The 24,896-nt window shown below is 46.5% G+C and carries 18 protein-coding genes; 8 read left to right on the forward strand and 10 right to left on the reverse strand.

Going from position 1 to position 24,896, the window contains the following annotated elements; translation table 11 throughout:
* The first annotated feature begins 19 nt into the window (after positions 1-19).
* Positions 20-1,021, forward strand: a complete 1,002-nt coding sequence (locus AC5JBY_RS04515) for a sugar phosphate isomerase/epimerase family protein (RefSeq protein ID WP_495903365.1) — start codon at positions 20-22, stop codon at positions 1,019-1,021.
* On the opposite strand, the gene cydB is transcribed toward AC5JBY_RS04515, so the two are convergent.
* The 4 genes from cydB to AC5JBY_RS04535 all read right to left on the reverse strand — a co-directional run bounded on the left by cydB (position 1,022) and on the right by AC5JBY_RS04535 (position 6,365).
* The gene (cydB, locus tag AC5JBY_RS04520) at positions 1,022-2,056 is read right to left on the reverse strand and encodes a cytochrome d ubiquinol oxidase subunit II (RefSeq protein WP_495903366.1); all 1,035 of its coding nucleotides are present in this window, start codon (positions 2,054-2,056) and stop codon (positions 1,022-1,024) included.
* A 10-nt stretch (positions 2,057-2,066) separates the two neighbouring features.
* Entirely contained in the window at positions 2,067-3,446 is a 1,380-nt protein-coding gene (locus tag AC5JBY_RS04525; protein WP_495903367.1) for a cytochrome ubiquinol oxidase subunit I, read from the reverse strand.
* 146 nt (positions 3,447-3,592) lie between these two features.
* A complete protein-coding gene (locus AC5JBY_RS04530) occupies positions 3,593-4,099 on the reverse strand; it encodes a DUF2480 family protein (RefSeq protein ID WP_495903368.1) in 507 nt (168 codons plus the stop codon).
* A 139-nt stretch (positions 4,100-4,238) separates the two neighbouring features.
* Positions 4,239-6,365 (reverse strand): peptidylprolyl isomerase, encoded by a 2,127-nt coding sequence (locus tag AC5JBY_RS04535; RefSeq protein WP_495903369.1) that lies wholly within the window; start codon positions 6,363-6,365, stop codon positions 4,239-4,241.
* 1,158 nt (positions 6,366-7,523) lie between these two features.
* Between AC5JBY_RS04535 and nadA the strand changes: the two genes are divergently transcribed.
* Together nadA and AC5JBY_RS04545 are read left to right on the forward strand one after the other, a co-directional pair.
* A complete protein-coding gene (gene nadA, locus AC5JBY_RS04540; RefSeq protein ID WP_495903370.1) occupies positions 7,524-8,534 on the forward strand; it encodes a quinolinate synthase NadA in 1,011 nt (336 codons plus the stop codon).
* Positions 8,535-8,564: 30 nt separating this feature from the next.
* Positions 8,565-9,038 carry a GAF domain-containing protein gene (locus tag AC5JBY_RS04545; RefSeq protein WP_495903371.1) on the forward strand — a complete coding sequence of 158 codons (474 nt, stop codon included), beginning with the start codon at positions 8,565-8,567 and terminating at the stop codon, positions 9,036-9,038.
* A gap of 77 nt (positions 9,039-9,115) precedes the next feature.
* Here the strand turns inward: AC5JBY_RS04545 and mnmG are convergent, their stop codons facing one another.
* Together mnmG and ybeY are read right to left on the reverse strand one after the other, a co-directional pair.
* Positions 9,116-10,978, reverse strand: coding sequence for a tRNA uridine-5-carboxymethylaminomethyl(34) synthesis enzyme MnmG (mnmG, locus tag AC5JBY_RS04550; RefSeq protein ID WP_495903372.1), 1,863 nt, complete (start codon positions 10,976-10,978; stop codon positions 9,116-9,118).
* 1,522 nt (positions 10,979-12,500) lie between these two features.
* Positions 12,501-12,941 (reverse strand): rRNA maturation RNase YbeY, encoded by a 441-nt coding sequence (ybeY, locus tag AC5JBY_RS04555; protein ID WP_495903373.1) that lies wholly within the window; start codon positions 12,939-12,941, stop codon positions 12,501-12,503.
* A 144-nt stretch (positions 12,942-13,085) separates the two neighbouring features.
* Here ybeY and AC5JBY_RS04560 point away from each other — a divergent pair, with 144 nt between their 5' ends.
* The 4 genes from AC5JBY_RS04560 to AC5JBY_RS04575 all read left to right on the forward strand — a co-directional run bounded on the left by AC5JBY_RS04560 (position 13,086) and on the right by AC5JBY_RS04575 (position 16,253).
* Positions 13,086-13,313, forward strand: a complete 228-nt coding sequence (locus AC5JBY_RS04560; RefSeq protein WP_495903374.1) for a FeoA family protein — start codon at positions 13,086-13,088, stop codon at positions 13,311-13,313.
* Positions 13,314-13,338: 25 nt separating this feature from the next.
* On the forward strand, positions 13,339-13,914 hold the full coding sequence (nadD, locus tag AC5JBY_RS04565) for a nicotinate (nicotinamide) nucleotide adenylyltransferase (RefSeq protein WP_495903375.1): 576 nt from the start codon (positions 13,339-13,341) through the stop codon (positions 13,912-13,914).
* 132 nt (positions 13,915-14,046) lie between these two features.
* Entirely contained in the window at positions 14,047-14,955 is a 909-nt protein-coding gene (locus tag AC5JBY_RS04570; protein ID WP_495903376.1) for a serine hydrolase, read from the forward strand.
* Between the two features lie 26 nt (positions 14,956-14,981).
* Positions 14,982-16,253, forward strand: a complete 1,272-nt coding sequence (locus tag AC5JBY_RS04575; protein ID WP_495903377.1) for a chromate transporter — start codon at positions 14,982-14,984, stop codon at positions 16,251-16,253.
* 90 nt (positions 16,254-16,343) lie between these two features.
* On the opposite strand, the gene AC5JBY_RS04580 is transcribed toward AC5JBY_RS04575, so the two are convergent.
* The 4 genes from AC5JBY_RS04580 to AC5JBY_RS04595 form a co-directional block, all read right to left on the reverse strand.
* The gene (locus tag AC5JBY_RS04580; protein WP_495903378.1) at positions 16,344-16,595 is read right to left on the reverse strand and encodes a hypothetical protein; all 252 of its coding nucleotides are present in this window, start codon (positions 16,593-16,595) and stop codon (positions 16,344-16,346) included.
* 116 nt (positions 16,596-16,711) lie between these two features.
* Complete coding sequence (locus AC5JBY_RS04585) at positions 16,712-17,551, reverse strand: hypothetical protein (protein ID WP_495903379.1); 840 nt, start codon at positions 17,549-17,551, stop codon at positions 16,712-16,714.
* Positions 17,552-17,678: 127 nt separating this feature from the next.
* Complete coding sequence (locus AC5JBY_RS04590) at positions 17,679-18,311, reverse strand: response regulator (protein ID WP_495903380.1); 633 nt, start codon at positions 18,309-18,311, stop codon at positions 17,679-17,681.
* Positions 18,312-18,369: 58 nt separating this feature from the next.
* Positions 18,370-21,447 (reverse strand): ligand-binding sensor domain-containing protein, encoded by a 3,078-nt coding sequence (locus AC5JBY_RS04595; RefSeq protein WP_495903381.1) that lies wholly within the window; start codon positions 21,445-21,447, stop codon positions 18,370-18,372.
* Positions 21,448-22,111: 664 nt separating this feature from the next.
* On the opposite strand from AC5JBY_RS04595, the gene AC5JBY_RS04600 reads away from it, so the two are divergent.
* Positions 22,112-24,817, forward strand: coding sequence for an MGH1-like glycoside hydrolase domain-containing protein (locus AC5JBY_RS04600; RefSeq protein ID WP_495903382.1), 2,706 nt, complete (start codon positions 22,112-22,114; stop codon positions 24,815-24,817).
* Positions 24,818-24,896: the final 79 nt, after the last annotated feature.

Raw genomic sequence — 24,896 nt, forward strand, 5'->3', positions numbered from 1 at the left:
GCTTCCTATAAAAAAATTTATGTCAACCAATCGTCGCCGTTTCTTACAACAACTGGGTGGCCTCGCTGCCGGTTTCGGAGCCGTGTCAACCGGATTAGCTGCCTGCAGTGATGGAACCACTACTGCCGAAAACAGTAAAACCGATTCATCTTCCACTACTCCACCCGCTGCTACCGCCAAATTATTCTTCGAGATTTCCCTGGCACAATGGTCGCTCCACAAAGCCTTTTTTGAAAAAAAGCTGGACAACCTCGATTTTCCATTAGTAGCCAAAAGAGATTACGACATCAGTGTAGTGGAATACGTGAACCAGTTTTTCAAAGACAAAGCAAAAGACGAGAAATACCTCACCGAGTTGTTGAAACGTTGCACCGACAATGGCGTAAAGAATCACCTGATCATGGTGGATGGCGAAGGATCACTGGGTTCGCCCAACGATAAAGAAAGACTCAAAGCAGTAGAAGACCATTATAAATGGGTAGATGCCGCCAAATTCCTGGGCTGCGCCACCATTCGCGTAAACGCCCATGGCGAAGGCAGCCGCGAAGATGTACAAAAAGCAGCCATCGACGGCCTGGGCCGCTTAGGTGAGTATGGCGCCAAAACAGGCATCAACGTCATTGTTGAAAACCACGGCGGCTACACTTCCGACGGAAGCTGGCTGGCTGGCGTAATGAAAGGAGTAGGCAAACCCAATGTAGGCACCCTGCCCGATTTCGGCAACTTCTGCATCAAGCATGAAATAGGGATGTACGGAGGCAAGTGCCTCGAAGAGTACGACCGCTACAAAGGCACGCAGGAACTGATGCCCTATGCCAAAGGTGTAAGCGCCAAAACATTTGAGTTCGATGCACAGGGCAACTGCATTGAAACAGATTACTACAAAATGCTCAAAATAGTAAAAGATGCCGGCTTCACCGGTTACATCGGCATCGAATTCGAGGGCGAAAAAGGCGATCCCGTAGAAGGCATCCGCAAAACAAAAGCCCTGCTCGAAAAAGTCGGCGCCACCCTGTCATAATTAATAACTCATTTCATCCAGCTTTACTTTTCCTTTAAAAGTCCAAAACACAAAGGAAGTATAAAGCCCTACCAGCGGCGTACCGATCGCGGCAATGGTAAGCAATATCTTCATGGTCTTATAAGAAGACGCCGCATTGTGCACAGTAATGCTGTTCTTGGGATTCACCGTCGAGTACAGCAGATACGGGTACACTTCCAGGGCCACCATGATAAGCAACAAAGCAATGGTGACAGAAGAACTGATAAAAGCATAACGGTATTTTCCCTTTTTGATCTGCCGCGGCACATTGGCAATACTCAATACCATGAGCACGGGAACAATAAAGCCGATCGGATGCTCGCGGAAGAAATCACTGAGGTGTGGCACATATAATAATGTATACAAAGTAGTGATCACAAAACTCATCACGAAAAAGATAATGAAGTTCCTCGCCAGGATACGCAATCGCGCATAAAGCCTTTTTTCCGTTTTCATCGTAAGATAAATAGCACCATGCATCATGAACAGCGCCAGCGTCGTGATGGCTACCATAATAGAAAACGGATTAAAGAACGTTAGCCAGTTACCGGCAAACTCCTTTTGCTCATTGAGCGGAATACCAAAAGCCACGTTGCCCAGCATAAGGCCCAGCGAAAGCGCAATCACAATACTGGCCCCGCAATACATAATGTCCCAGGTCTTTCTCCACCACAACATAGGCTCCTTACTCCTGAACTCGATAGCCACAGCCCGGAAAATGATGCCCATTAGAAAAACCATGAACGGCACATAAAACGCCGAGAAGATAGCAGCATAAGCTATAGGGAATCCGGCAAACAAAGCGCCACCACCTATCACGAGCCACACCTCGTTACCATCCCACACAGGCCCGATGGCATTGAGCGCTATCCGCCGGCTTTGCTCTTTTCTCAGCAGCAGGTGCAAAGCCCCCGCGCCAAGATCAAAACCGTCGAGAATCGCATACCCACTGATAACACCTCCAAAAACGAGAAACCACCATACATTATAATCAAGTCCGATAAAAGTTTCCATGTCTGCCGGTTTAATGAGTTAGTAATGGGTTATCACGTTTGCTTCCCTCTTCAATATCTTCCTTCGTGCCATAATCCACAGGCCCGTGCTGTATTTTACGATTAAGCAGGTAAAGGAAAAGTACCAGCAGCAACAGGTACACCACCATGAACATGATAAGAGAAAAAAGTACCTGGTTCGCGGTCACCGCTTTCGACAAAGCATCGGAAGTCCGGAGCAATCCATAAACCACCCAGGGCTGGCGGCCCATTTCTGCAGCAAACCATCCCGCCTGGTTCGCAATCTGTGGCAGCAACACCGCCCACACAAAGATCCACAACAGCCATCGCTTGTCGAACAACTTGTTGCGATAATAAAGCCAGGTCCCAAAAACAGAAAGCGCAATAAGCGACATGCCAATACCCACCATGATATGATAAAACTGGAAAATCGCATTCACCTGCCTGGGTCGGTCACTTTCAGGAAAAGCATTCAATCCTTTAATAGGCGTTTTGAAATCGCCATGCAGTAAAAACGAGAGGCCGCCCGGTATGCGGATGCCGGTTGTTTGCTGCGTTTTATTATTCACATAACCGAGCAAATACATGTCGCCGGTGGCGAGAGAATCATAATGACCTTCGAGCGCAGCCAGTTTCGCCGGTTGATTTTTAGCAACACCATCAGCACTCCTATGCCCCACAAACAATTGAAGCAGCGAACAGATGGTAGCAGTGATCAACGCTATTTTAAAAGAAGGCTTGGCAATATGCAGGTGTTTGTTTTTAAGAATATACCAGGCATTCACACTCAACACCAGAAAAGCGCCCGCCAGGAATGCCCCGATCCACACATGCGTAAGCCGTTCTACACTCGATGGGTTGAAAACCATCGCCCAGAAGTCGGTGATCTCCGCCCGTGCTTCCATCCCTTCCCCCACAATCCTGAAACCTGCAGGCGTTTGTTGCCAGGAGTTGGCCACCACGATCCACACCGCAGAAAACATAGATCCGAGAAATACCATAATAGCAGAGAAGAAATTCACTTTCGGCCCTACTCTGTTCCAGCCAAAGATGAGGATACCAAGAAAGCCCGACTCGAGCGCAAAAGCGAAAATACCTTCGGCGGCAAGCGCACTACCGAATATATCACCCACGTATTTGGAATAAGTAGCCCAGTTGGTGCCAAACTCAAATTCCATGATAATACCCGTAGCTACACCAATACCAAAAATGAGCGCAAAGATCTTTATCCAGAAACGGGTGATCTGCTCATAACGCTTATCACCGGTTTTAAGATACATACCTTCAAAGATGACAAGCAATAATCCAAGGCCAATACTTAACGGCGGATAGATGTAATGAAACGCAATAGTAAATGCAAACTGAATACGCGACAGTATTTCGACATCCATGGGAAATGATGTTTAATTGCTCAGTTGAAGGTGGGTCGCCCTGCCGTGTAGTCTTTACAGCAGAGCGGGGCGGCTCACCTTAGTGTTTGGGTGACAAGCAACACTATATAAAAAAACGTCCCGCCATAAGGCAGGACGTTAGCAAATCATTTCTTTTTAAAAATGGGGACAGTACTACAAGGTTCCCCATACATAATACTTTTCGCCACAGGCCGCAATTTCTTGGTGATCTCGAGATACGCATACTCTCCGATCGGTACATCACCGCATCCCTTCACCACCACCCGCTGATCAGCATAATCATTGGCCGGGATCGCTGCTATATTTTGCAGAAAAAGTTGTTGTCGCGCAGATTGTTCGTTGCCGAAAATGATGTCCTTCGCCACAGGCTGCAGATAAGTACCCACCAGCATATAAGCCCACATAGGAATAATAGCATCAGCTGTACAAGTTACAGCCACCACCTTATCCTGGTAAACACTCCAATCCAACTGCTGTAAAGCGGCGCGGAAATCCTTTTCTTTCAAAATGAGTTCCATGAACAAATGAGGCTTGAGATCAAACACAAGGATTTCCTCCTTGGGATAGTATTCCTCCAGGTCCAGCGTGATCAAACCACTCGTAGCTACCTTATTGATGATCTCCTCACTCATGGTGCATTTGTTTCTGGAATATTAACAAAGTTAAAGCTTATTGGTTGCCCCTGAAAGCAAAAGACATAGGAATTATTGCAAAAAAGGCGCCCCGTCGAAATCGACGGGGCGCCTGTATAATATTATATGTTATAACCGATTAATAGAACTTGTAGCGGTTGTCCGTAATGCTGGCCGCTTTCTTCAGGTTCTCGATGATCAGGTAGCTGGCGCGCTGAAGTTGCTGCGCAGCCATCTGCTGTTGCAATTTCACATCGAGAGAACCGGCATTGGGCAGCGCAGTGATATTATTCACCTTGATATAGTACACACCCAATTCACCATAAATGGCATCCGATACTTTAGCCTGGTTGTTCTTATTGAAAGAAGCACCGATAAGCTTAAGCTCATTACCGAGGTTGGGGATATAAGAAGCAGAGAAACGAACACTGTCCATTTGCTGAACAGGCTGGTTTACCACTTTAGTCACCGCATCGAGCGAAGCAGGCGTACCTACTTTCTGAGCGATCTGTTGAGCCTTCTTCTCGTTGCGGATCTTGTACTCTACCAGCGGACGAGCCCTTTCAATAGGCATAGTACCCTTTTCATAGCTGTTCACCAATACAGGTACGATATACTTATCACCTACAAAGAATGGTTGAGGAGCCACATCGCCCAGTTTGGCTTCGCGATACATCCACAACACCAGCTCGCGGCTATTCCCTACACCAGGGATGCTGTTGTCCATCGGACGGATATCGTAAGCATTGAACTTGTTAAGGTTCTTTTTCTTCACGTTATCCTCAAACGCCTGTCTGCTGCGGCTTTCAGAAGCAAAAGTAGAAGCATTCTGGTGAGCAGTATTAGTGGTAAGCTCACTTGGATAAACAGGTTGAGACAAATAAGCAATATTATACGCAGGAGAAGAACCCTTTTGTGCTAATATCTCCACGTAGTGATAACCGAATTCAGTTTTCACCACACCCTTTGAACCTACGGGTTTGCCGAAGATGAAATCATTGAAAGCAGGCACCATACGACCAGTTGTTACCTTGTCGTAAACACCACCTTCATTTTTATTACCGTCATCGGAATATTTAGCACAAAGTGAATCGAAGCCAGCGCCACCCTGGATAGCCAGTTCCACACTGTCGGAAATACGTTTGGCAGTACTGTCATAACGAACAGGCTGCAATTCACCTGTCCGCTGATTTTGTTGGTGAGTAGCAATTAATATGTGACGAACCTTTACAGTGTCGGGCCACATCTTCACACTTACCATGCGGGCCAGCGTATAAGAATTACCATCGAGGTAAGGCCCATACACACCACCTACAGGAGTTTTAACGATTGAATCGATATTGGGGATCTTGATCTCCTTCAGAGAAATGTTGCTTTCATAATAAGGAGCCGGGCTGTTCTCGCGGAGGAAGAATCCTTTAATATCATTAGTAGTAGCAAAAGAATCCCTGAGCTTTGCCACACGGTCTTTCACTTCTGCAGAGTCAGCAGCACTGGGAGCAGCATTGAAAAGAACATACTCAACACCACGCACTTCTTCCTGCTTGAAACCTTCTTTGTGTGCATCTACATATTTACGTACATCATCGTCACTCACCTTTACAGTAGAGTCGGCGATAGTTCCGTAAGGCACGTTAACATAAGAAATGCTGGCCAGCTGGCTGTTCTCGGCATTCCTTTTTTCTATAAGCCACTTTGGTACATAATAGCTCTTGCTGATCATACCGATGAACTTCTCACGGATACGTTGCTTTTCAAGCGCCGGTACGAATTCACCCCAGAAGTTGTTGTACTCAGGCGATTTCTTTTTCAGACCATTGATAGCCTGGAAAGCAGCCTGCGCATCATAACCACCATCAGGAGTACCAAACTGCTGACGCAGTTGCTGAGGAGGATTAGGTCCATATAATATATCACCCTTCTCTTTGTTGCTGATCACAAAACCAAGTTTGTCCAGCTCTTTGTTGAGAACGGCATTTTCTACATATTCATTCCAAAGACTCTCACGGATCTGCTGGCGGAAGTTTTCATCGATGTTCTGACCGTTCTGCTGATAGTTATTTTCAGCAGTAGACAATCTTCTTTCGAAATCCATATAGTCTACTTTGGTACCATTGATCTTACCAATAGTAGTAGACTGACCACTGAACAATCCTCCCGATCTTCCACTGAAGGCATCCTGTACGATAAAGGCGATCAACGCTAAAGCAATCGCTCCAATAATAATCCACGCAGCTTTGTCGCGGATGGTCTGAATGATAGACATATAATATTATATTACTCCCGTTGGTTTTATGGGGATGGCAAAAATAGGGTAAAAAATATTATGAACAAATTGTGGAAAACGGGGTCAAATATGCACCAACACAGCGTTTTATGAAGACTCCGCAATAATAAATTCTGAATAAGCAGCTTATTAATCCACCAACCACCCCGCCCCGCAAAAATTCCCGATATTAGCCTCGTAGGTTCCGGATTTTTAGATTTTGAACGTCCACCCCACATTTTACGCTGTCATTTTGAATACAGGCCTCCGTTTTGTTGATTTCAAACGAAACCCACCCTTCTTTGTCATTTTGAACGGAGCCATTCGCGACCGTAAAGTAGTACGCCGTAGCGGCGCAGTGAGAAATCCGCTTGCGAAGTAAAGGGCCGCGAAACAGAAAATTTCAGCGAAGAAGGATCGAAGCAAAAAGGAATTGCCCGGTCCCTTTAGAGCCACGACGCCAGATTTTGCTTCGTCCGCCGAAGCTTTAGCGAAGGGAGGGCGAAACAAAAGATTTCGAAGCGATTGTCTAAACAATAGCCTCAAAGCAAAGGGAATTGCCCGGTCCCTTTAGGGCCGGGACGCTAAAAGTCGATCTTTTACCGGGCTTTAGCCCAAACTCGAAATAAAGGCACTGCCGATTGCCGACTCACAGCTTGTCCCGCAATGGCGGGAATTGCCGTCCGCCAAAGCTCTTTGCAGAAATTTGTGAATTATTGTGTTGGAAACAGGATTTTTTTCCGTGAAACGCCCTTGTGAAGACAGTGTCCCCACGATTTCGTGCATAACTGCCAAAAGCAGTGGAAAACCCGGGATCGGGCCCCTCGGAAATCGTGGATAGTTGGATCAAAAGTTGTCCGCCGGCACCAGCGCTTTCGGCAGCTGTACACAAACCCCCGGTTATTCTACCTTCATTAACACCCATATTGTGATGTGGAAAGCATTTATTTATACCGGGCGTTTTTAATCCACAGCCGTGGAAAAGCAGCGCTAAAGTGCAACCAGCGCGAGATTATGATTGTTAATGATTTGTGGAAAACAGTGGATAAAGCGGTTGTTGTAACTTTACCAAAAATTGTGGCGTAGGTTTTATCCACGAATCCACAGCCGTAATAGTAATAGGTTATTTATAAAATAATATAGGTAATAATAAATACTATGGAAGATATACACATAGGAGAAGCAAAACAGAATGTTGCCCGCGCAGGATTTTTGGATGTGGACGTAGACCCCACCCTTGATCTTTTTGCGGAGATCGAAAGATTGAAAAAAGAAAAAAATGCCATCGTGCTGGCCCACTACTACCAGGAGCCCGATATCCAGGACGTGGCCGATTATATTGGGGATAGCCTGGGCCTGGCCCAAAAAGCAGAAAAGACGGATGCCGATATCATTGTGTTTGCTGGTGTACACTTCATGGCCGAAACAGCCAAGATCCTGAACCCGAATAAAAAGGTCCTGCTCCCCGATCTGAAAGCAGGTTGTTCACTGGCCGATAGTGCGCCACCTGAGTTGTTCAGGCAGTTCAAAGCAAAACATCCCGATCACATCGTCATATCCTACATCAACTGCACAGCTGACATCAAAGCACTGAGCGATATCATCTGTACCTCCAGTAATGCACAGAAAATTGTGGAAAGTGTGCCCGCAGACCAAAAGATCATCTTTGCACCCGATAAAAACCTGGGAGGATACCTGATCAAGAAAACAGGCCGCGATATGGTATTGTGGAATGGTGCCTGCATGGTGCATGAGATCTTCAGCCTCGAGAAGATCACCAAACTCAAAATAAGGCACCCTCAGGCGAAGATCATAGCCCATCCCGAATGTGAGGAGCCAATTCTCAGGATCGCCGATTATATCGGCTCTACGACCGGTTTGCTGAAGTACACCCAGGAAGACAGCGCCAAAGAATACATCGTAGCCACAGAAACAGGGATTTTGCACCAAATGCAGAAATCTTCACCCGATAAAACATTTATTCCGGCTCCTCCGGACAACAGCTGCGCTTGCAACGATTGTCCACACATGAAACTGAATACACTGGAAAAACTATACCTGTGTATGGAATACGAAACACCGGAGATTACAATGGACGAACATTTGCGCACAGCTGCCCGTAAACCCATCGAGCGTATGTTAGAGATCAGCGCGAAGTATGGATTGTAATTTTATTTAATTATAATTAAGTTTAATATAATGGCAGAGGATTTATTAGTGTCGAAAGGAACAAAACAAGAACAGTACGAATCATTGGTGCCACAGATCAAAGCATTGATTGATGGTGAACCAGATTTGGTTGCCAACCTGGCCAATGTGGTAGCTGCACTCAAAGAACAATTCGGCTGGTTCTGGGTTGGTTTTTATTTAGTGAAAGGAGAGGAGTTGGTACTGGCGCCATTTCAGGGACCAATTGCGTGTACACGGATCCGTTATGGTAAAGGAGTATGTGGAAGCAGCTGGGAGAAAAAACAAACACTCATAGTTCCTGATGTGGAACAATTTCCCGGACACATTGCCTGCAGCAGTTTATCTAAATCAGAGATTGTTGTTCCCATGATGCGCGATGGAAAAGTGATTGGAGTGTTGGATGTAGACAGTGCTGAGTTAGATGAGTTTGATACAACCGATCAACGTTATCTCGAAGAAATAGTAGCTGCGATTCAATTCTAAAAAGTAGGAGTTCAATAAAAGAAAACGGGTGGGTCACCTTCCAAAGGTGGCTCACCCGTTTTCTTTAGTAAGATCTTTTATCGACCCATATACACCATCAGGATCTGCACATCACTTGGATTCACACCACTGATCCGGCTGGCCTGGCCCAACGTCCGAGGACGTACACGTTTGAATTTTTGTAACGCTTCATTCGATAAAGCAGCTACCCTTTCATAATCGAAGTTCTCAGGAATAAGCAAGTCTTCCAGCTGGCTCATTCTTTTCACGATCTCCTTTTCCTTCTCGATATAGACATCATACTTGATCTGGATCTCTGCCTGTTCAATAGATTCCGGGGAGAAACCAGTAAGCGCATTTTGTATAGTAGGCAGATGAGCGATCATATCCGGTAAAGAGATATTAGGACGAAGCAATACCTGCAAGCTCTTTTGCTTATGAGGTAAAGGAGCAGAATTTCTTTCCTGCAGAAAAGCATCAGCTTCAGTAGGATCAAGAGAAAGATCTTTCAGAATAGCCCTGATCTTTTCAGCACCATTCCTCTTTTCTATAACCTTCTCCATTCTGTCCTGTCCGGCAAGACCCAATCTGTAACTCATCTCAGTCAACCGGAGATCTGCATTGTCTTGCCTCAACAACGTTCTGAATTCTGCCCGGGAAGTGAACATACGATAAGGCTCTTCAGTACCCTTGCTGATCAGGTCATCGATAAGAACACCAATGTAAGCATCACTCCTTTTGAGGATAACAGGTTCCAGTTCCCTCACCTTTTGGTGCGCATTGATACCTGCCATTAATCCCTGGCAAGCTGCCTCTTCATAACCGGTGGTTCCATTGATCTGGCCGGCAAAGAAAAGGTTAGCAATGAGTTTAGTTTCCAGGGCATGTGTCAGCTGAGTAGGTGGAAAGTAATCGTACTCGATAGCATAACCCGGGCGGAACATACGTACGTTCTCGAAACCGGGAACAGTTTGCATGGCCTTGTATTGAACATCTTCAGGAAGCGAAGTAGAGAAACCATTCACATAGATCTCTACTGTATTCCATCCTTCAGGTTCTATAAAAAGCTGGTGACGGTCCCTTTCTGCAAAGCGATTGATCTTGTCTTCGATACTGGGACAGTAACGGGGACCAACTCCTTCTATCCTTCCGGTGTACATAGGGCTTCTGTCGAAACCAGTTTTAAGTATATCATGAACAACCTGGTTGGTATAAGTTACCCAGCAACTTCTTTGTTCGAGGGGTTTATGTACATCCTTGAAAGAGAAACCAACGATCTCATCATCCCCCTTTTGTTCTTCCATCTTGGAGTAATCCAGGCTTCTGCCATCTACCCTGGGAGGAGTTCCGGTCTTAAGGCGGTCACTTTCGAAGCCAAGTTCAACCAGCTGTTCAGTGATTCCGGTGGCTGCTTTCTCTGCTACCCTGCCTCCGCCGAAGCGTTTCTCTCCTATATGGATCACCCCATTGAGGAAAGTACCGCTGGTTACCACTACAGCTTTAGCCTTTATTTCATGGCCAAGACCTGTTATTACACCACAGGCCCGGTTGTCTTTAATGATGATAGACCTTACCATGTCCTGGTAAAAGTCAACATTAGGAGTGTTCTCCAGCATCTCCCGCCAGGTAGCAGCAAAGAGCATACGGTCATTTTGAGACCGGGGGCTCCACATCGCAGGACCTTTTGACTTATTAAGCATCCTGAACTGGATCATACTCTTATCGGAAACGATACCTGAGTAACCACCCATAGCATCTACTTCCCGTACAATCTGACCCTTGGCAATACCACCCATGGCTGGGTTACAGCTCATCTGCGCAATAGTCTGCATGTTCATAGTCACCAGGAGAACCTTTGATCCAAGGTTAGCTGCTGATGCTGCCGCTTCACAACCTGCGTGGCCGGCGCCTACCACTATTACATCGTATTCTGGAAACATAAGGGTGCAAAGTTACATTAACCCCGGATGTTTCAAGGGTTAACCTGTTCCACGTGAAACCTTGTATTTAGGTGGTAGGTATATGCTCTTAGATAATTTCGAGATAATTAGTCAGGCCGCTCCAGCGGCCAGACCGCAAACGGTGGTAGGACACTATAATTCCATTTGACTAAACCTTGGTAAGTATGACTACCATAATCTTACTAATTAAATCCTCCCTGTTCCACGTGGAACGAAACGCTGTCCTACTTAGTATGTTAGGTATTTGAAACCCTTTCCGCAGCACCCTGATAGAATATACATTATACAGGGAGGCTTTAAACAGGTAGATATAGATTGCATTTTCCCTGTAATTTGATCTCACCATGTGGATGCGCTTAATCCATATTGCCTGAAAGAAGTTGTTTGATATGCTCAGGTATCCCTGTAAGCAAACCACCCTACCCTGTAAAGACAGCATTGTGTGGAATAGGAATACCCATGGATCATTAAATTAAACCAAGCCGGAGGAAATGGATCAAGCTTAATAGTAGGATTATGTCGTTGAATTAAGCTGCCCTGTCCAAGGGTGGGTCGCCCTCTAAGGACTTGTCCGCCCGGCGGGAGCGGCTCACCCTGGTCTTCCGGAGCCTTCCTTTCACCCTTTGGGGCAACTTGATCGTCTCTCATTCATAGCAATAGGCATTAAGCAAGGGAGGTATATAAACCAGAACTGGTAAATAATCCTTTACATATACAGCCTTCCTTACTTGCTCAACTGATTCCTTTTCATAGAGTAACTTCAAAATCATTTATTACAAAGTCGACCCAATGACCGGAATGTCCTGTTTTGACCGGTCATAACAGGTCTTTTACGGACACTTCGGTCAGGCTATTTGCCAGTGACCTTATCTCCGCCCTAAGTTTGTAGTAGATGAAGGAAGAAGTAAAGTGCTAAATAGGGTAAGTATAGCAAGCAGATAAGCCATAGTTAACCCATAGACAAGCCGTACTTAAGCCGTGGTAAAGCCGTAGTAATCCCGTATTAATAGCACAACAAGTCAAAAAGAGCCATTTTCACTAAAAACGGCTGGGAAGCTGGCGCCCCCACCTGGAGTAGGAAGTGGTAAAAAGGAACCCAAAGGTTATCCTTGGGTATTGGAAAGAGCAGACTCTTTTATAGCTAAAAAGTAGCATCGGTATAGCTGTCTAATGGCAGACTTATAGATACAGCATCGTAAAAGCAAGACAATAGTAAGGTGATAGTAAGCCAGTAGTAAGGCAATAGTAAGACAACAGGGCTCAAATGCAGGTGGGAAGCGCAAATATATTTTCGCCAACTGGCAAACCCTGTCCCGTAGCAGGTTTGATCAAATAAGAGTTCTGGAGAAGACCGATATTGGCCATAGAAGAAGTGTATACCTGTAATATACGAAAAGAGATAGCGGAGCAGATCCCCTTTCTGTAGAATGCCAAAGAAAAACAGGAAAGGGAGAAAAGAATAGAGGATTCTTCCCCGCAGTAAGTATGGTGGAGAAAGAACTTAACCGTTGACCTTCTTCTTCCAGCGCACGAGGTATTCGGCTTCCTTTTCACGCATAAGCTTCTCCTCCTTGGTCGTCTTGTCCTTATACCCACACAAGTGTAAAGCCCCGTGAAAGATCACCCGGTGAAGCTCCTCCCCCATGGTAGTATTGAATTGCCGGGCATTGTCCTTGACCCGGTCCACGCTGATATAGATTTCACCCGCTACACCTCCCTCACCTGCAGAAAGATCGAAAGTGATGATATCAGTGTAATAATCATGCTGCAGATACTGGCGGTTGATATCCAGCAGATAGTCATCAGAACAAAAGATATAAGTCAGCGACCTGAAAGAGACCTTCTCCCTTTTGAAGATGGTGGGAATGAAGGCTTTCAAAGCTTGTCTGTTCGAAAGCGAGATGGCCTTAAGGAAGTGGAAAGTAACGGGAGCTGCATTCATAAGTTTCGAAAATCGTAAGAGATGTATTGAAATACAAAGCTACATTTGTTACCCGATGAACGAATGCCCCCATGCTTCGGGATTGATCAATTTAGCTTCCCGCTTGTTATAAATGTCAGGCAGGTTGAATATAAACAAAGCAAAATGAAAAGATTATCAGAGTTAAGGTCAGGAGGAAGAGGACGGATAATGTCTTTCGAGGATAATGATCTTTTCCTTAAACTCATGGAAATGGGCTGCGTACCTGGTGAAACAGTTAGAGTAGAGCAAATTGCTCCCTTGGGCGATCCTATCTCCATCAGCGTAGCTGGCTACAACCTTAGCCTCCGGCTCAACGAAGCAGACAATATATTTATAGAGGAATTGGTATAATTGCAACTCACCATTATCTGCCGGTATGAAAGTTGGCCTCTACTTCGGTTCATTCAATCCCATACATCACGGTCACCTCATTATTGCACAACATGTTGTGCAACATACTGGTCTCGACCAGGTATGGTTTGTGGTGTCGCCGCAGAATCCACTAAAGCCCTCGGCCGGCTTATTGAATGAATTTCATCGCTTGTATTTTATACAACTCTCTATTGAGGACTCCCACGAATTGAAAGTCACAGATATCGAGTTCCGCCTGCCCCGCCCTTCCTACACCGTCGATACCCTCACCTACCTCAGCGAAAAATATCCGCAGCACCAATTCGCGGTCATCATGGGTAGCGATAGCTTTGAAAACCTCCCCCGTTGGAAAAACTATCAACATATTCTTACCCACTACCCGGTCTACGTATACAAACGGCCCGGCCATGAGGTCACCACTACGTACGAAGGCGCCCGCGTGGAAGTATTGAAAGCGCCCCTCCTCGAAATTTCAGCCACCCACATCAGGAATACGATCAAAGAAGGCAAGTCCATCCGCTACCTCGTGCCCGATAAAGTGGCCGAAGAGATAGAACGTAACGGCTATTATAGAACATAATCCAATACTACAGGTATTACTAACGGTTAGTTACAACGAAATAGTGAAAACCCAGTCCCAGCAAGGTTTTCCGGCGATAATTCGTGTATACCCCTTATATTTAGAAAAGGGCGCCAAAATACCCTGTTCAGCATGATTTCCTGCAAGAGTTTAACCACTTTCCTGTTACTCGCCATCATGAGTAGTAACCTGGCTGCACAAACACGCACCGACCGCAAACTGCAGGAAAAAATAAATGAACTGGTAAAAGCCCAACAGGTAAGAGGCGTGGTAGGCATCTATGTAAAAAATCTGCGTACAGGTAAGACTGCCCAATTCCAGGCTGACACCCTCTTCCCCACTGCCAGCATCGTAAAGGTGCCCATCCTCGTAGGCGTAATGGATAAAATTGAAAGAGGGGAACTCCAATACAACCAGGACCTTGAATATAAGGACTCCTTACTGTATGCCGGCGTGGATATCCTCGGCTCCTTCAAGAGCGGCGAAAAGATAGAACTGAGCAAAGTGATGATGTTGATGCTAACCATGAGCGACAACACGGCCAGCCTCTGGCTCCAGAGCCTTGCGGGCACAGGCGCCCGCATCAATGAAATACTGGATTCACTCGGCCTCCGGTTTACCCGCGTAAACTCCCGGACACCAGGTCGGGAAGAAAACCGTAAACAGTTTGGCTGGGGACAAACCACACCTCGCGAAATATCGACCCTCATGGAAAAGATTTACCGGGGCGAAGTCGTCAGCCCAAAAGCCAGTGAACGGATGCTGCGGGTATTGGGTAGAAATTATCATGATGTGAACGGCATTTCTCAAATACCACCCTACATATTTGTAGCTTCTAAAACCGGCGAGGTCAACCAGTCCCGCAATGAAACCCTGCTGGTAATGGCCCCCAGCGGACCATACGTATATACGATCAGCTCCAAAAACCTCGAAGACCAAAGCTGGGCTTCTACCAACGAAGCCTGGACACTATGCCGTAAACTATCGGCACTCCTCTGGCAGCATTTCGAACCCCGCTCGAAGTGGAAGCCGGAAAAATAGCGAAGTTTAGTACCTTTCGCCCGTTCATGGTACTGTTACGACATATCCCCTTTCTTCGAGCTGTTTTCATTCATAGCATCTCAGCATTTGGTGGCCCACAGGGTCACTTCGGTATGGTGATGAAAACATTCGTGCACCAACGGAAGGACGTAACCGAAAAAGAAGTACTGGACTATAACTCCTTTTGCCAGCTGTTGCCCGGCGCCTCTTCCACCCAGGTTCTTACCCTCATCGGGTACAAAAGAGGCGGAGTGCCACTGGCCGTATTGACCTTACTTATTTGGATATCGCCGGCCTGCATACTGATGGGCGCCTTCTCATTTTTGTTGCCCTATTTCGATGCCCGCGCCCAAAACGTCAGTGTGTTCAAGTTCATACAGCCGATGGCTGTTGGCTTCCTGGCATTTGCCGCTACCAAATCGTTCAAACTGGCCATCCACAACACCATCACCAAAGTGATCCTGATCGTGAGCGCCATCGTCACGTTCTTTCTGTTCAAAAGCCCGTGGGTATTTCCCATCCTGATAGTGGCCGGTGGATTTGTGACCAACCTCAGCGATAAGCGTATCCCGCAAAAAGGAGTGCCGCCCAAAAAGATCAAGTGGGGCAACATCTGGTTATTCGCCATCCTGTTCATCAGTGCGGGTGTAGTGAGTGAATTGGCGCGGACCCAGGACTGGCCCAACCGCAGGCCCCTCAACCTCCTTGAGAATACATACCGTTTTGGCAGCCTGGTATTTGGTGGTGGCCAGGTGCTGATACCGATGATGTACGAGCAATATGTGGAAAGGCCGAAATCGGAACAGGTAATCCGGAGCAACCAATACAAGAAAGAAAATGTGATCAGTATCGAGCGCGATGATTTTTATACCGGAGCAGGGATTGTTCGTGCCATCCCCGGACCGGTATTTTCAATATCCTCCTACATGGGCGGCATGGCCATGAACGACAATGGCCCGGCCTGGCAGATACTGGGATGTATAATAGCTTCGGTCGCTATCTTTTTACCAAGCGCCCTGCTTGTATTATTCTTTTTCCCCATATGGCACAACCTGCAACGCTATGCAGTAGTATTCCGGGCACTGGAAGGAATCAATGCCGTAGTAGTAGGAATAATGGTAGCTTCCACCTGCTACATGATGAAAGACATCACCATCACGGAATTTAAAACAGTAAGCCTGTTGAATATCGGCGTGATCATAGGCACCTGGCTGCTCCTCACTTTTTCACGCCTCCCCTCTCCCGTCATTGTTTTCGTTTGTTTACTGCTGGGCTGGCTCTCGGGAATATGGGCATAAAAAATCCCGTCCTGTTGAGACGGGATTGTAAACCACCCTTGAGAAAACTGCCTGATTAAAAAAACGATCTATATAATATCCGTCCAATAATTAAAGTACTGCGTGGAATAACTCCACAGGAAAAACAACATCCTGCTTTACTTCACGGGAACAAGTGGCCATGCAACCCGCTGTAATACCAGCTTCCGACTTCACGGTCTTCTTCTCATGCTTCATCCCCTTCTTCCACTCTTCACTACAATTTTCCTGTGACTTCGCTTTGCCACTACCAGCCGCTATGACCAGTACAGCAAAGCAGCCGAGAAATGCTACCATCGCAATTACCTGCATCGACTGTTTCATGATTATACTTTTTAATTTGCTTCACAAAGCTAACCCGCGCGGAGGCCTTGTACAATAACATAAAGATGTGAATAGACTCACCAAAAGTGGGGATAGCACCCCGCGGCATCACATGATTACTGATAGGTGTAAGTAATGTTTAAGATAGTGGGTATAGTTCCTCGCGGATCCAATGATTTCTGCACGTTGGCCGATGGATAACCATCCCCACGGTAAGTGTAATCATTCTCTGTATACTCCTTGAGAATATAGTCGGCATCATATATTCCTCCGGAAGTAACATTACGCTTGCTCACTTCCTGGAATAAAGCCAGACTGAGATCGCCCAGCTCAGCCAAAGGATTCTTTTTGTCATCATAAGAATCAGCCCGCACAATGAGCCATTTGTCCATTTGTTTAGTAACAGGATTGCGCTTGTAGGTAACAGCTTCATGAACCAGTGAATCATTCACATTGAAATAAGCATATTCTGTTTTCAACACAGGCTTATAAGAAGTGCCGGGCGCGCCATCATCCAGTGGGAAAGGGCCAAACACTGTATAGGTAGTCAATCGTTTCTTATAATCGTAGATAAAAGTGTAAACGTTGAGCAATACTCCCTTATCATCCGCAAGCTCTGTTTTGGTAAGCAGCCCATTCTCATAGAAGAATTTCAGTTTATTACCATTATTGTAAACAGCCTGATCGATTTTCTTATCGGCGCCATATTGCAGCGTAAGACTATAAACAATTAAGCCACTTTCAAACCGGTTGGAAACGGTCATCTTCTGCAGCGTTCCATCAGTGTTATAATCGAAGCTGGTGTAATCATCAGGAGACTCTTGAATTTTCACCAGCTTTTTCTGCTTAGCAGGTGGCACTGGCGTATGAGGATCTTTGTCTTTTTTGCAGGCTGTGGTAGAAAGTAGCACAAAACCGAGCAAGGCCACCAACAGGCGGCGAAATGAATGTAACATGGCTATACGATAAAATTGATTATAAATACATATACACATTGACACCGCAAAACTATAAAACGCAGCACCCCTATCAATCGCATGTAAATGTGATTAACAGACTTTAACAGTAAGTAGTGTAGATAGATTAAACGATCTTATCCTTGAAAGCCTTGGCTACAGCTTCACTCTTGGAATTTACATGCAGCTTTTCGTAGATCTTTTTGATGTGAGAACGGACCGTATCGATAGAGATGAACATTTCTGAGGCGATCATTTTATAACTATAACCATTGACCAGCCATTGCAGCACTTGCTTTTCCCTTTCAGAAAGATGATAATCACTACCCACATCATTGTGGGCTTGGGAAAACATTTTTAATACTTGCGTAGCGATAGAAGAAGTCATAGGCGCACCGCCGGTATGCGCTTCCTGTATATATTCCAGCAGCTTGGCAGGAGGAGTCTTTTTAAGTAAGTAGCCGTTGGCCCCGTTCTTAATAGCTTCAAACACATTCTTGTTGTCATCGAAAACAGTCAACATCAAGATCTTGACATTGATGTTCGCCTGGCGAATAAGCTTCAAACCGTCGATGCCATTGGTGCCCGGCATGTCGATGTCCATAAGGATCACATCAGGTCTTAATGCTTCCACTTCACTTACTACATTATTGCAGTTCTTGAAAGCACCAATTACCTCAAACCCATCCGAGCCGTTGAGCAGCATCGACAAACCCTCTCTCAGCTGGGGATTATCCTCATATAACATGACATTGATCATCAAATGGCAATTTATCTAACAAAAATATACATTTATTTCGCCAGCAGCAATCACATAATTATGTCACCGGAACATCCAGCAACACCTTCGTGCCCCCACCCGGCTTCGATTCTATGGCCAGTGTACCATTCAGCGACTGCGCCCTTTTCTTCATGTTGATCAGGCCGTTGCCAGAGTCGGCATGCTGCACGTCAAACCCGATCCCATCATCTACAATCTTCATGATCAACCGCTCCTTCAGGATCGAGATGTCGATAAGTGCATTTTTACATTGGGAATATTTCGCCAGGTTGTTAACAGCCTCCTTGAACAGCAGGAAAAAGTCGCGGCGTGCTTCCATATCCAGCTTCAGGTCTTGCACCTGCTCATCTACCCGGAAAGTGAAATCGATATTCCGCGCTTCCAGCACACCGGTCGCAAACTCGCGCATGCGCGCAGTGATACGCTGCATGCTGTCGTTCATAGGATTGATACTCCACACGATATCGTCCATCGCCTCCATCATCCGGCTGCTGTTGTCACTGATCTTACCCAGGTACTCGCTGGTTTTTTCCGCATCCTTCATCACCTTCATTTTGGCCATCTCACTCAGGATATTGATGGTGCTCAGCGTAGAGCCCATATCATCATGCAGGTCGCGGGCAATACGGGTGCGCACCTTTTCCATACCGAGCAGTTGATTCACCCGCAACCGGTGGATGAAATAGATCAACCCGGCCACGGCAATAGCTACCAGCGAAAGGAACCACCAGGTTTTCCAGAAAGGAGGCCGGATATAGATCTTAAGCGTGGTAATACTTTTCGATTCGATACCATCCGCATTCTCACATTTCACTTTGAACGTATAATGCCCCGATGGCAAAGAAGTATAATTGGCAAACAACCCTTTGTCAGCCCTGATCCATTCCTGATCGATCCCTTCGAATTGATAATAGTAAACAATCTTATCCCGTTGTAAAAAACTCAGCGCTGCAAATTCAATGGTCAGGGAATTTTGCGAGTGATTCAGTTCTACCCTGTTGAGCTTCATGATAGAATCCGGCGGCAGGTAAGTATTGAACAACTTAAAATCCGTAATAGTAACATCCAGTGGAGGAGCCGAACTGTAAGCCCGCTCAGGCTGGAAGTAAACAAAGTTGTGCGGGTTGCCAAAAACGAGCTTGCCATTGTGCAACCGGATACTGGCATTATATTTAAAATTTGAATATATGATACCATCCTTCTGCGTAAAAAGAGTAAACACCTTCCGCTTATAATTATACCGGCAAATACCATCAGCAAGACCCAGCCATAAATTACCCTCACCATCCTTTTCAATACTGTTCACACTCATCGAAGGCAATCCGTCATCAGAGGTGATCTGCTGAATTGCACCGGTATTCTTATTGAGCAGGTTCAGCGCGCCGGTAGCGACGAAGTACAAGCTATCGTTATATTGGAAGATGTCATTTACAATATCATAATAAAGCGAACGCTCAGGCCCGCCTTTTGAATCATAGTGAGCCACCATTTCACCAGAGCGCGGGTCCATCCGGTAAAGCCCTTTCATATGAGAACATAACCAAATAAATCCGTCATTATCTACTACCATCCTGTATACAATCGTATTGATAGATTGTACGAGCTTGAATCCTTGCAGAAAGTTTTTGCCATACCCCGCCGAAGCGTCCCACTTGATGAGATGACCATACTGCGTGGCCAGCCAGATATTACCATCCTTGTCTTCAGAGATCTGCCGGATAGTACGTTGCTCTGCCAGCGGTAGTTTATAAAAGGCAGAAGCGCCGGTAGCAGGATCGTGTACAATGATGCGCCCTTCCTGACACGCCACCCAGATACGGCCTGTTGCCTTTTCCTGGTGCAGGTCCCATTGCATGCCATAATTTTTATCATCAGCTGGTACACCCTTCAGCACATTATTTTTATGAGGAAGAAAATTACTGTCGCAGGAAAAAGTGCCCAATCCCCAGGAGGCGATCAACAAGCTATTATTAGTTGTTTCCAGGAAAGAATTTACCTGCAGACTTCTTTTATTGTTATCCGGTTGATCATCCTGCAACACCATACTGTAAAACAACTGCCGGGCAGGATTGAAAATATAAACCCCCTCATCAGTGCCGATCCATGTATTCTGCTCACGGTCCTCATACATGCAATAGACCATGTCATATTTAATATCGTAATCATCTACATAATCATTGCGGATATATTGAAAACGTTTGGTAAGCGTGTCGAGCTCCATCAGCAACCTGTCACCATAAGCCCAGATAGCGCCATTGGCCTGTTGTGTAAAAGCATTGACTTCCTTGTAAGCAGCAGTATGAATAAATAAACCGGCAGTATCCTTTGTCATGCGACCGGTAGTAATATCATAACAAAAGAACTTTTCGATACTTCGCGGATTCCAGATCGTGAGCCAGAAGCGCGACTGTCGGTCTATGAACATCACCGTTACTGGTTCAGTAAAAAGCGGATCGTCGAGCAGAGCCACCCGGTCAGCATTGTGACCATAATAACTCAACGACTTTGTTTGCACGTTGTACATCGCCAATCCCGAATCGGCGCCCATCCAATAGTTGCCGGTCTTGGGGTCTTCCATCAGTCGCCGCACACTCCAGCCTTTAGGAATACGTATGCGGCCTTCATCTTTGCTGAACGTATTCGACTTCCAGTCATAAGCCAGTACACCTACCTTGGTAATGATGAGGAAAATATTACCCTTGCTATCCATCCACAGGAAAGACTCCGATCGCGGCGGAACATCCATACCGGTTTTCACGATAGCCTTTTTATAACGGAAAGTCACCGGATCAAAGATCCCTACCTCTTGTTCAGTCCTCACCCAGAAATGATGATTGACATCTTCGGCAATTTGCTTGATAGGCACGGCAGGCAGATAATTCTTATCTCCTACCGGCGGCCGGAACATAACAACCTTACGTCCATCGAAACGCTGAAGCCCGTTGGCAGTGCCCAGCCAGGTAAAACCCTTCTGATCTTGCAGAATACTGTACACATGGTTGGAAGCAAGGCCCTCCCGCGAAGACAGCCTGTTGAAAACATATTTGCGATGCTGCGCCAACAACATGGAGGGCAAACAAAAGAGCAGGATGGTATAAACCGTTGATCGTAACAAGGGAGTGGGCGTAAGTATTATCAAAAATAACCATCCCTTTTTTCTTTTGAAGAACTTTTGCCCAAAACCACACAGATATGTGATACCACTAAGTAGTACCAGCGCAGCCAAAAAGGGGATAAATGGAAGAAAAGAGACATGAATCGCAACACATGCTAAGTTCAGCGCAAAAGCGAACAGCTGTAAGTATTAATTCTCACATCTTCATGCTATTGTTAGGGGGTCCGATAATTCGCACATTTGCTATGTCATGAATGATGACCATGAAAACTGATGAAAGCAATCATCAGCAGTAAGAGGGTGAAGGATTTTTGTTGGTGATTGCTTTTAAATATTCAGCCATTAAACTTTTCCAAAGGAGCTATAACACAGGCAAGCAAGGTGTGAGTTAGATTTTGTGCGTCTGTTAAGGTGTCGGTAGAGGGTGGCCGGCACCTTATTTTTTGAGATCATATGAACCATCCCGGTTCATTTTAAAGAATAAAGAAGTAGTATAAGCAGTAGTTTTGGTAGGGGCCGCTTCTCGAAGGAGCGGCCTTTTTGTTTTTTATCCCTGCGTAAAGCTGTAAATTCACTTAATAAAACCTATCCTTTTAGCGTTGTTTGCCTAATAAATAGCTTTTACGCTATTGCAAGAGAGATATTGTGGAACGAAAACAACACCATGACTACCGCAGAACATCAGCGATTAACCGTCAATTCAACTAAAAAGATACCACTGGAGCAATGGGGCCCTTACCTCAGCGAAAGGCAATGGGGCACTGTGCGGGAAGATTATAGCATGAACAGCGATGCCTGGAACTACTTCCCTTTCGATCATGCACACTGCCGCGCATACCGCTGGGGAGAGGATGGACTGGCCGGCATCTCCGACTTTTTCCAAAACCTTTGCTTCGGCATTTCCCTGTGGAACGGCAAAGACCACATACTCAAGGAACGCCTGTTTGGCCTGGGCAACTACGAAGGCAACCACGGCGAGGATGTAAAAGAGTTGTATTACCACCTCGACAACCTGCCCACACACTACTACATGCAGTACCTCTACAAGTACCCGCAGCGTGAGTTTCCCTACAACAAGCTAAAAGAAGAAAGCCGCGGCCGGTCAAGGCAGGAGCCCGAGTATGAAATACTCGATACCGGCATCTTCGACAAAGACCAGTATTTCGACGTCCTGGTTACCTATGCCAAGGAAAACTCCAAGGACATCTTCATTAAGATCGATATCACGAACCGGTACTCGGAAGCAGCCGACATTACCCTCGCCCCCGTTTTATGGTTCTACAACCGCTGGTCTTATGACCAATCCGAGAAAAAGCCCCATATCACGCGGCGCGACAAAACTTCGGTAAAGGCCACCCACCCCCGGTTGGGCGCCTATTACCTATATTATATGCCGGCGTCGGATAGCCTCATGACTGAAAACGAGACCAATCACGAAATTGTCTCCGGTCAGCCCCCTACCACGCCCTTTACCAAAGACGCCTTCCACAAAGCCATCATAAAAGGAGAAGACCTGAATGCCCTCCGCCAAAGGAAAACAGGCACCAAGTTTTCTCCGGTATATAAATACCGCATCGAACCCGGCGCTACCAAAACGACCTACCTGCGGTTGAGCAATAAAATATTCGATAACCCCTTCGCCACAGGGTTCACCAGTATTTTCAACGCCCGGAGAGAAGAAACAGATGCATTTTATGACGAAGTGCTGAAAACCACCACCAACCCTGAGTGGAAAAAGATACAACGCCTCGCTTTGTCGGGCGTTTTGTGGAGCAAACAATACTACCACTACGATGTGGAGCGCTGGCTTACCACCAGCGACGGCATCACCGATGTGAATCCCGGGAAGCTCCACGGTCGCAATTCCGACTGGAAACACCTGAAGAACCAGGATATTATCTCCATGCCCGACAAATGGGAGTACCCCTGGTATGCCGCCTGGGACCTTGCATTTCAGTGCATTCCCCTGGCGATGGTAGATCCCACGTTCGCCAAACACCAGCTGCTGCTCATCATGCGCGAATGGTACATGAAGCCCGATGGCCAGTTACCCGCCTACGAGTGGAACTTCGGCGACGTGAACCCGCCCGTGCAGGCCTGGGCCGCATTGCAGGTGTACCGCATAGAAAAGAACCGTACCGGTAAAGGCGACATCGCCTTCCTGAAACGCATATTCCAGAAGCTCATCATCAACTTCACCTGGTGGATCAACCGCAAGGACTCCAACGGAAACAACATGTTCGAAGGAGGCTTCCTCGGGCTGGATAACATTGGCGTATTCAACCGCAGCAGCGTGCTCCCCGGCACCATGCAGTTAGAGCAGGCCGATGGTACCAGTTGGATGGGCATGTATGCCCTGAATATGATGGACATGGCCATGGAGATTGCGATGAAAGATGAGGCATTTGAAGACACGGCCACCAAGTTCTTCGAACACTTTGTACTCATCGCCGAAGCGCTCAACGAGCAAGGCATGTGGAATGCAGACGATAAGTTTTTTTATGATACGTTGTCCATCGCAGGCTCGGCGCCCCTCCACCTGCGCGTTTATTCCATTGTGGGCCTGACTTCCCTCTTCGCCGTATCCATCATCGAAAAGAAGATACTGGACAAGCTGGGCGATTTCAAAAAACGCATTACCTGGTTCGAGAACTACCGCCTGAAGAACGGTCGCTTCTGGCCCAACGAAGAACGGACAGGTGGACAGGAGATCCTGCTCTCATTGGTGCCCCGCGAAAAACTGGTGCAACTGCTGGAGCGACTGCTGGATGAAACACAGTTCCTCTCGGACTATGGCATCAGGGCATTGTCGAAGTACCACGAGCAAAACCCCTATGAGGTCACGATCAATGGAGTTGATTACAAAGTACAATACGACCCCGGCGACTCTACTTCCGATTTCTTTGGCGGCAACTCCAACTGGCGCGGGCCCGTGTGGATGCCGATCAACTATATCATCATCGAATCCATCCGCCGCTTTGGCGAGTTCTATGGCGACGACCTGCTGGTGGAATGCCCTGTTGGGTCAGGCACGCAAATGAATCTGATACAGGTGGCCGATGAACTTACCCTGCGACTGATCAAGCTATTCGATAAAGATGAAAAAGGAAAACGCCCAACCAATGGAGAGGAAAGTCCTTTCTATGAGCGTCCCGGCAATGAACACCTCATCCTGTTTTATGAATACTTCCACGGTGATAACGGTAGTGGGCTGGGTGCCAGCCACCAAACAGGTTGGACAGCACTCGTAGCCAAACTGGTATACATCCTGGGAGATAAAGAACGGGGAAAAACAGTCTCCGAAAAACACGAAGAAGAAATCGCAGAAAACGACACGGCCGATACTGTCAAAGACAATGCGACAGTGTAATCATAAGTTTAAAGGTGGGTCGCCCTGCGGCATTGCTATTGCGGGCGGCAGGGCGGCTCACCTTAATTCAATGACATTG

The organism is Paraflavitalea sp. (assembly GCF_059502485.1).

Bases quoted from the DNA above. Each gene is read 5' to 3' on its own strand.
- AC5JBY_RS04515 (WP_495903365.1), top strand. From the start codon at position 20: ATGTCAACCAATCGTCGCCGTTTCTTACAACAACTGGGTGGCCTCGCT.
- cydB (WP_495903366.1), bottom strand. From the start codon at position 2,056: ATGGAAACTTTTATCGGACTTGATTATAATGTATGGTGGTTTCTCGTT.
- AC5JBY_RS04525 (WP_495903367.1), bottom strand. From the start codon at position 3,446: ATGGATGTCGAAATACTGTCGCGTATTCAGTTTGCATTTACTATTGCG.
- AC5JBY_RS04530 (WP_495903368.1), bottom strand. From the start codon at position 4,099: ATGAGTGAGGAGATCATCAATAAGGTAGCTACGAGTGGTTTGATCACG.
- AC5JBY_RS04535 (WP_495903369.1), bottom strand. From the start codon at position 6,365: ATGTCTATCATTCAGACCATCCGCGACAAAGCTGCGTGGATTATTATT.
- nadA (WP_495903370.1), top strand. From the start codon at position 7,524: ATGGAAGATATACACATAGGAGAAGCAAAACAGAATGTTGCCCGCGCA.
- AC5JBY_RS04545 (WP_495903371.1), top strand. From the start codon at position 8,565: ATGGCAGAGGATTTATTAGTGTCGAAAGGAACAAAACAAGAACAGTAC.
- mnmG (WP_495903372.1), bottom strand. From the start codon at position 10,978: ATGTTTCCAGAATACGATGTAATAGTGGTAGGCGCCGGCCACGCAGGT.
- ybeY (WP_495903373.1), bottom strand. From the start codon at position 12,941: ATGAATGCAGCTCCCGTTACTTTCCACTTCCTTAAGGCCATCTCGCTT.
- AC5JBY_RS04560 (WP_495903374.1), top strand. From the start codon at position 13,086: ATGAAAAGATTATCAGAGTTAAGGTCAGGAGGAAGAGGACGGATAATG.
- nadD (WP_495903375.1), top strand. From the start codon at position 13,339: ATGAAAGTTGGCCTCTACTTCGGTTCATTCAATCCCATACATCACGGT.
- AC5JBY_RS04570 (WP_495903376.1), top strand. From the start codon at position 14,047: ATGATTTCCTGCAAGAGTTTAACCACTTTCCTGTTACTCGCCATCATG.
- AC5JBY_RS04575 (WP_495903377.1), top strand. From the start codon at position 14,982: ATGGTACTGTTACGACATATCCCCTTTCTTCGAGCTGTTTTCATTCAT.
- AC5JBY_RS04580 (WP_495903378.1), bottom strand. From the start codon at position 16,595: ATGAAACAGTCGATGCAGGTAATTGCGATGGTAGCATTTCTCGGCTGC.
- AC5JBY_RS04585 (WP_495903379.1), bottom strand. From the start codon at position 17,551: ATGTTACATTCATTTCGCCGCCTGTTGGTGGCCTTGCTCGGTTTTGTG.
- AC5JBY_RS04590 (WP_495903380.1), bottom strand. From the start codon at position 18,311: ATGATCAATGTCATGTTATATGAGGATAATCCCCAGCTGAGAGAGGGT.
- AC5JBY_RS04600 (WP_495903382.1), top strand. From the start codon at position 22,112: ATGACTACCGCAGAACATCAGCGATTAACCGTCAATTCAACTAAAAAG.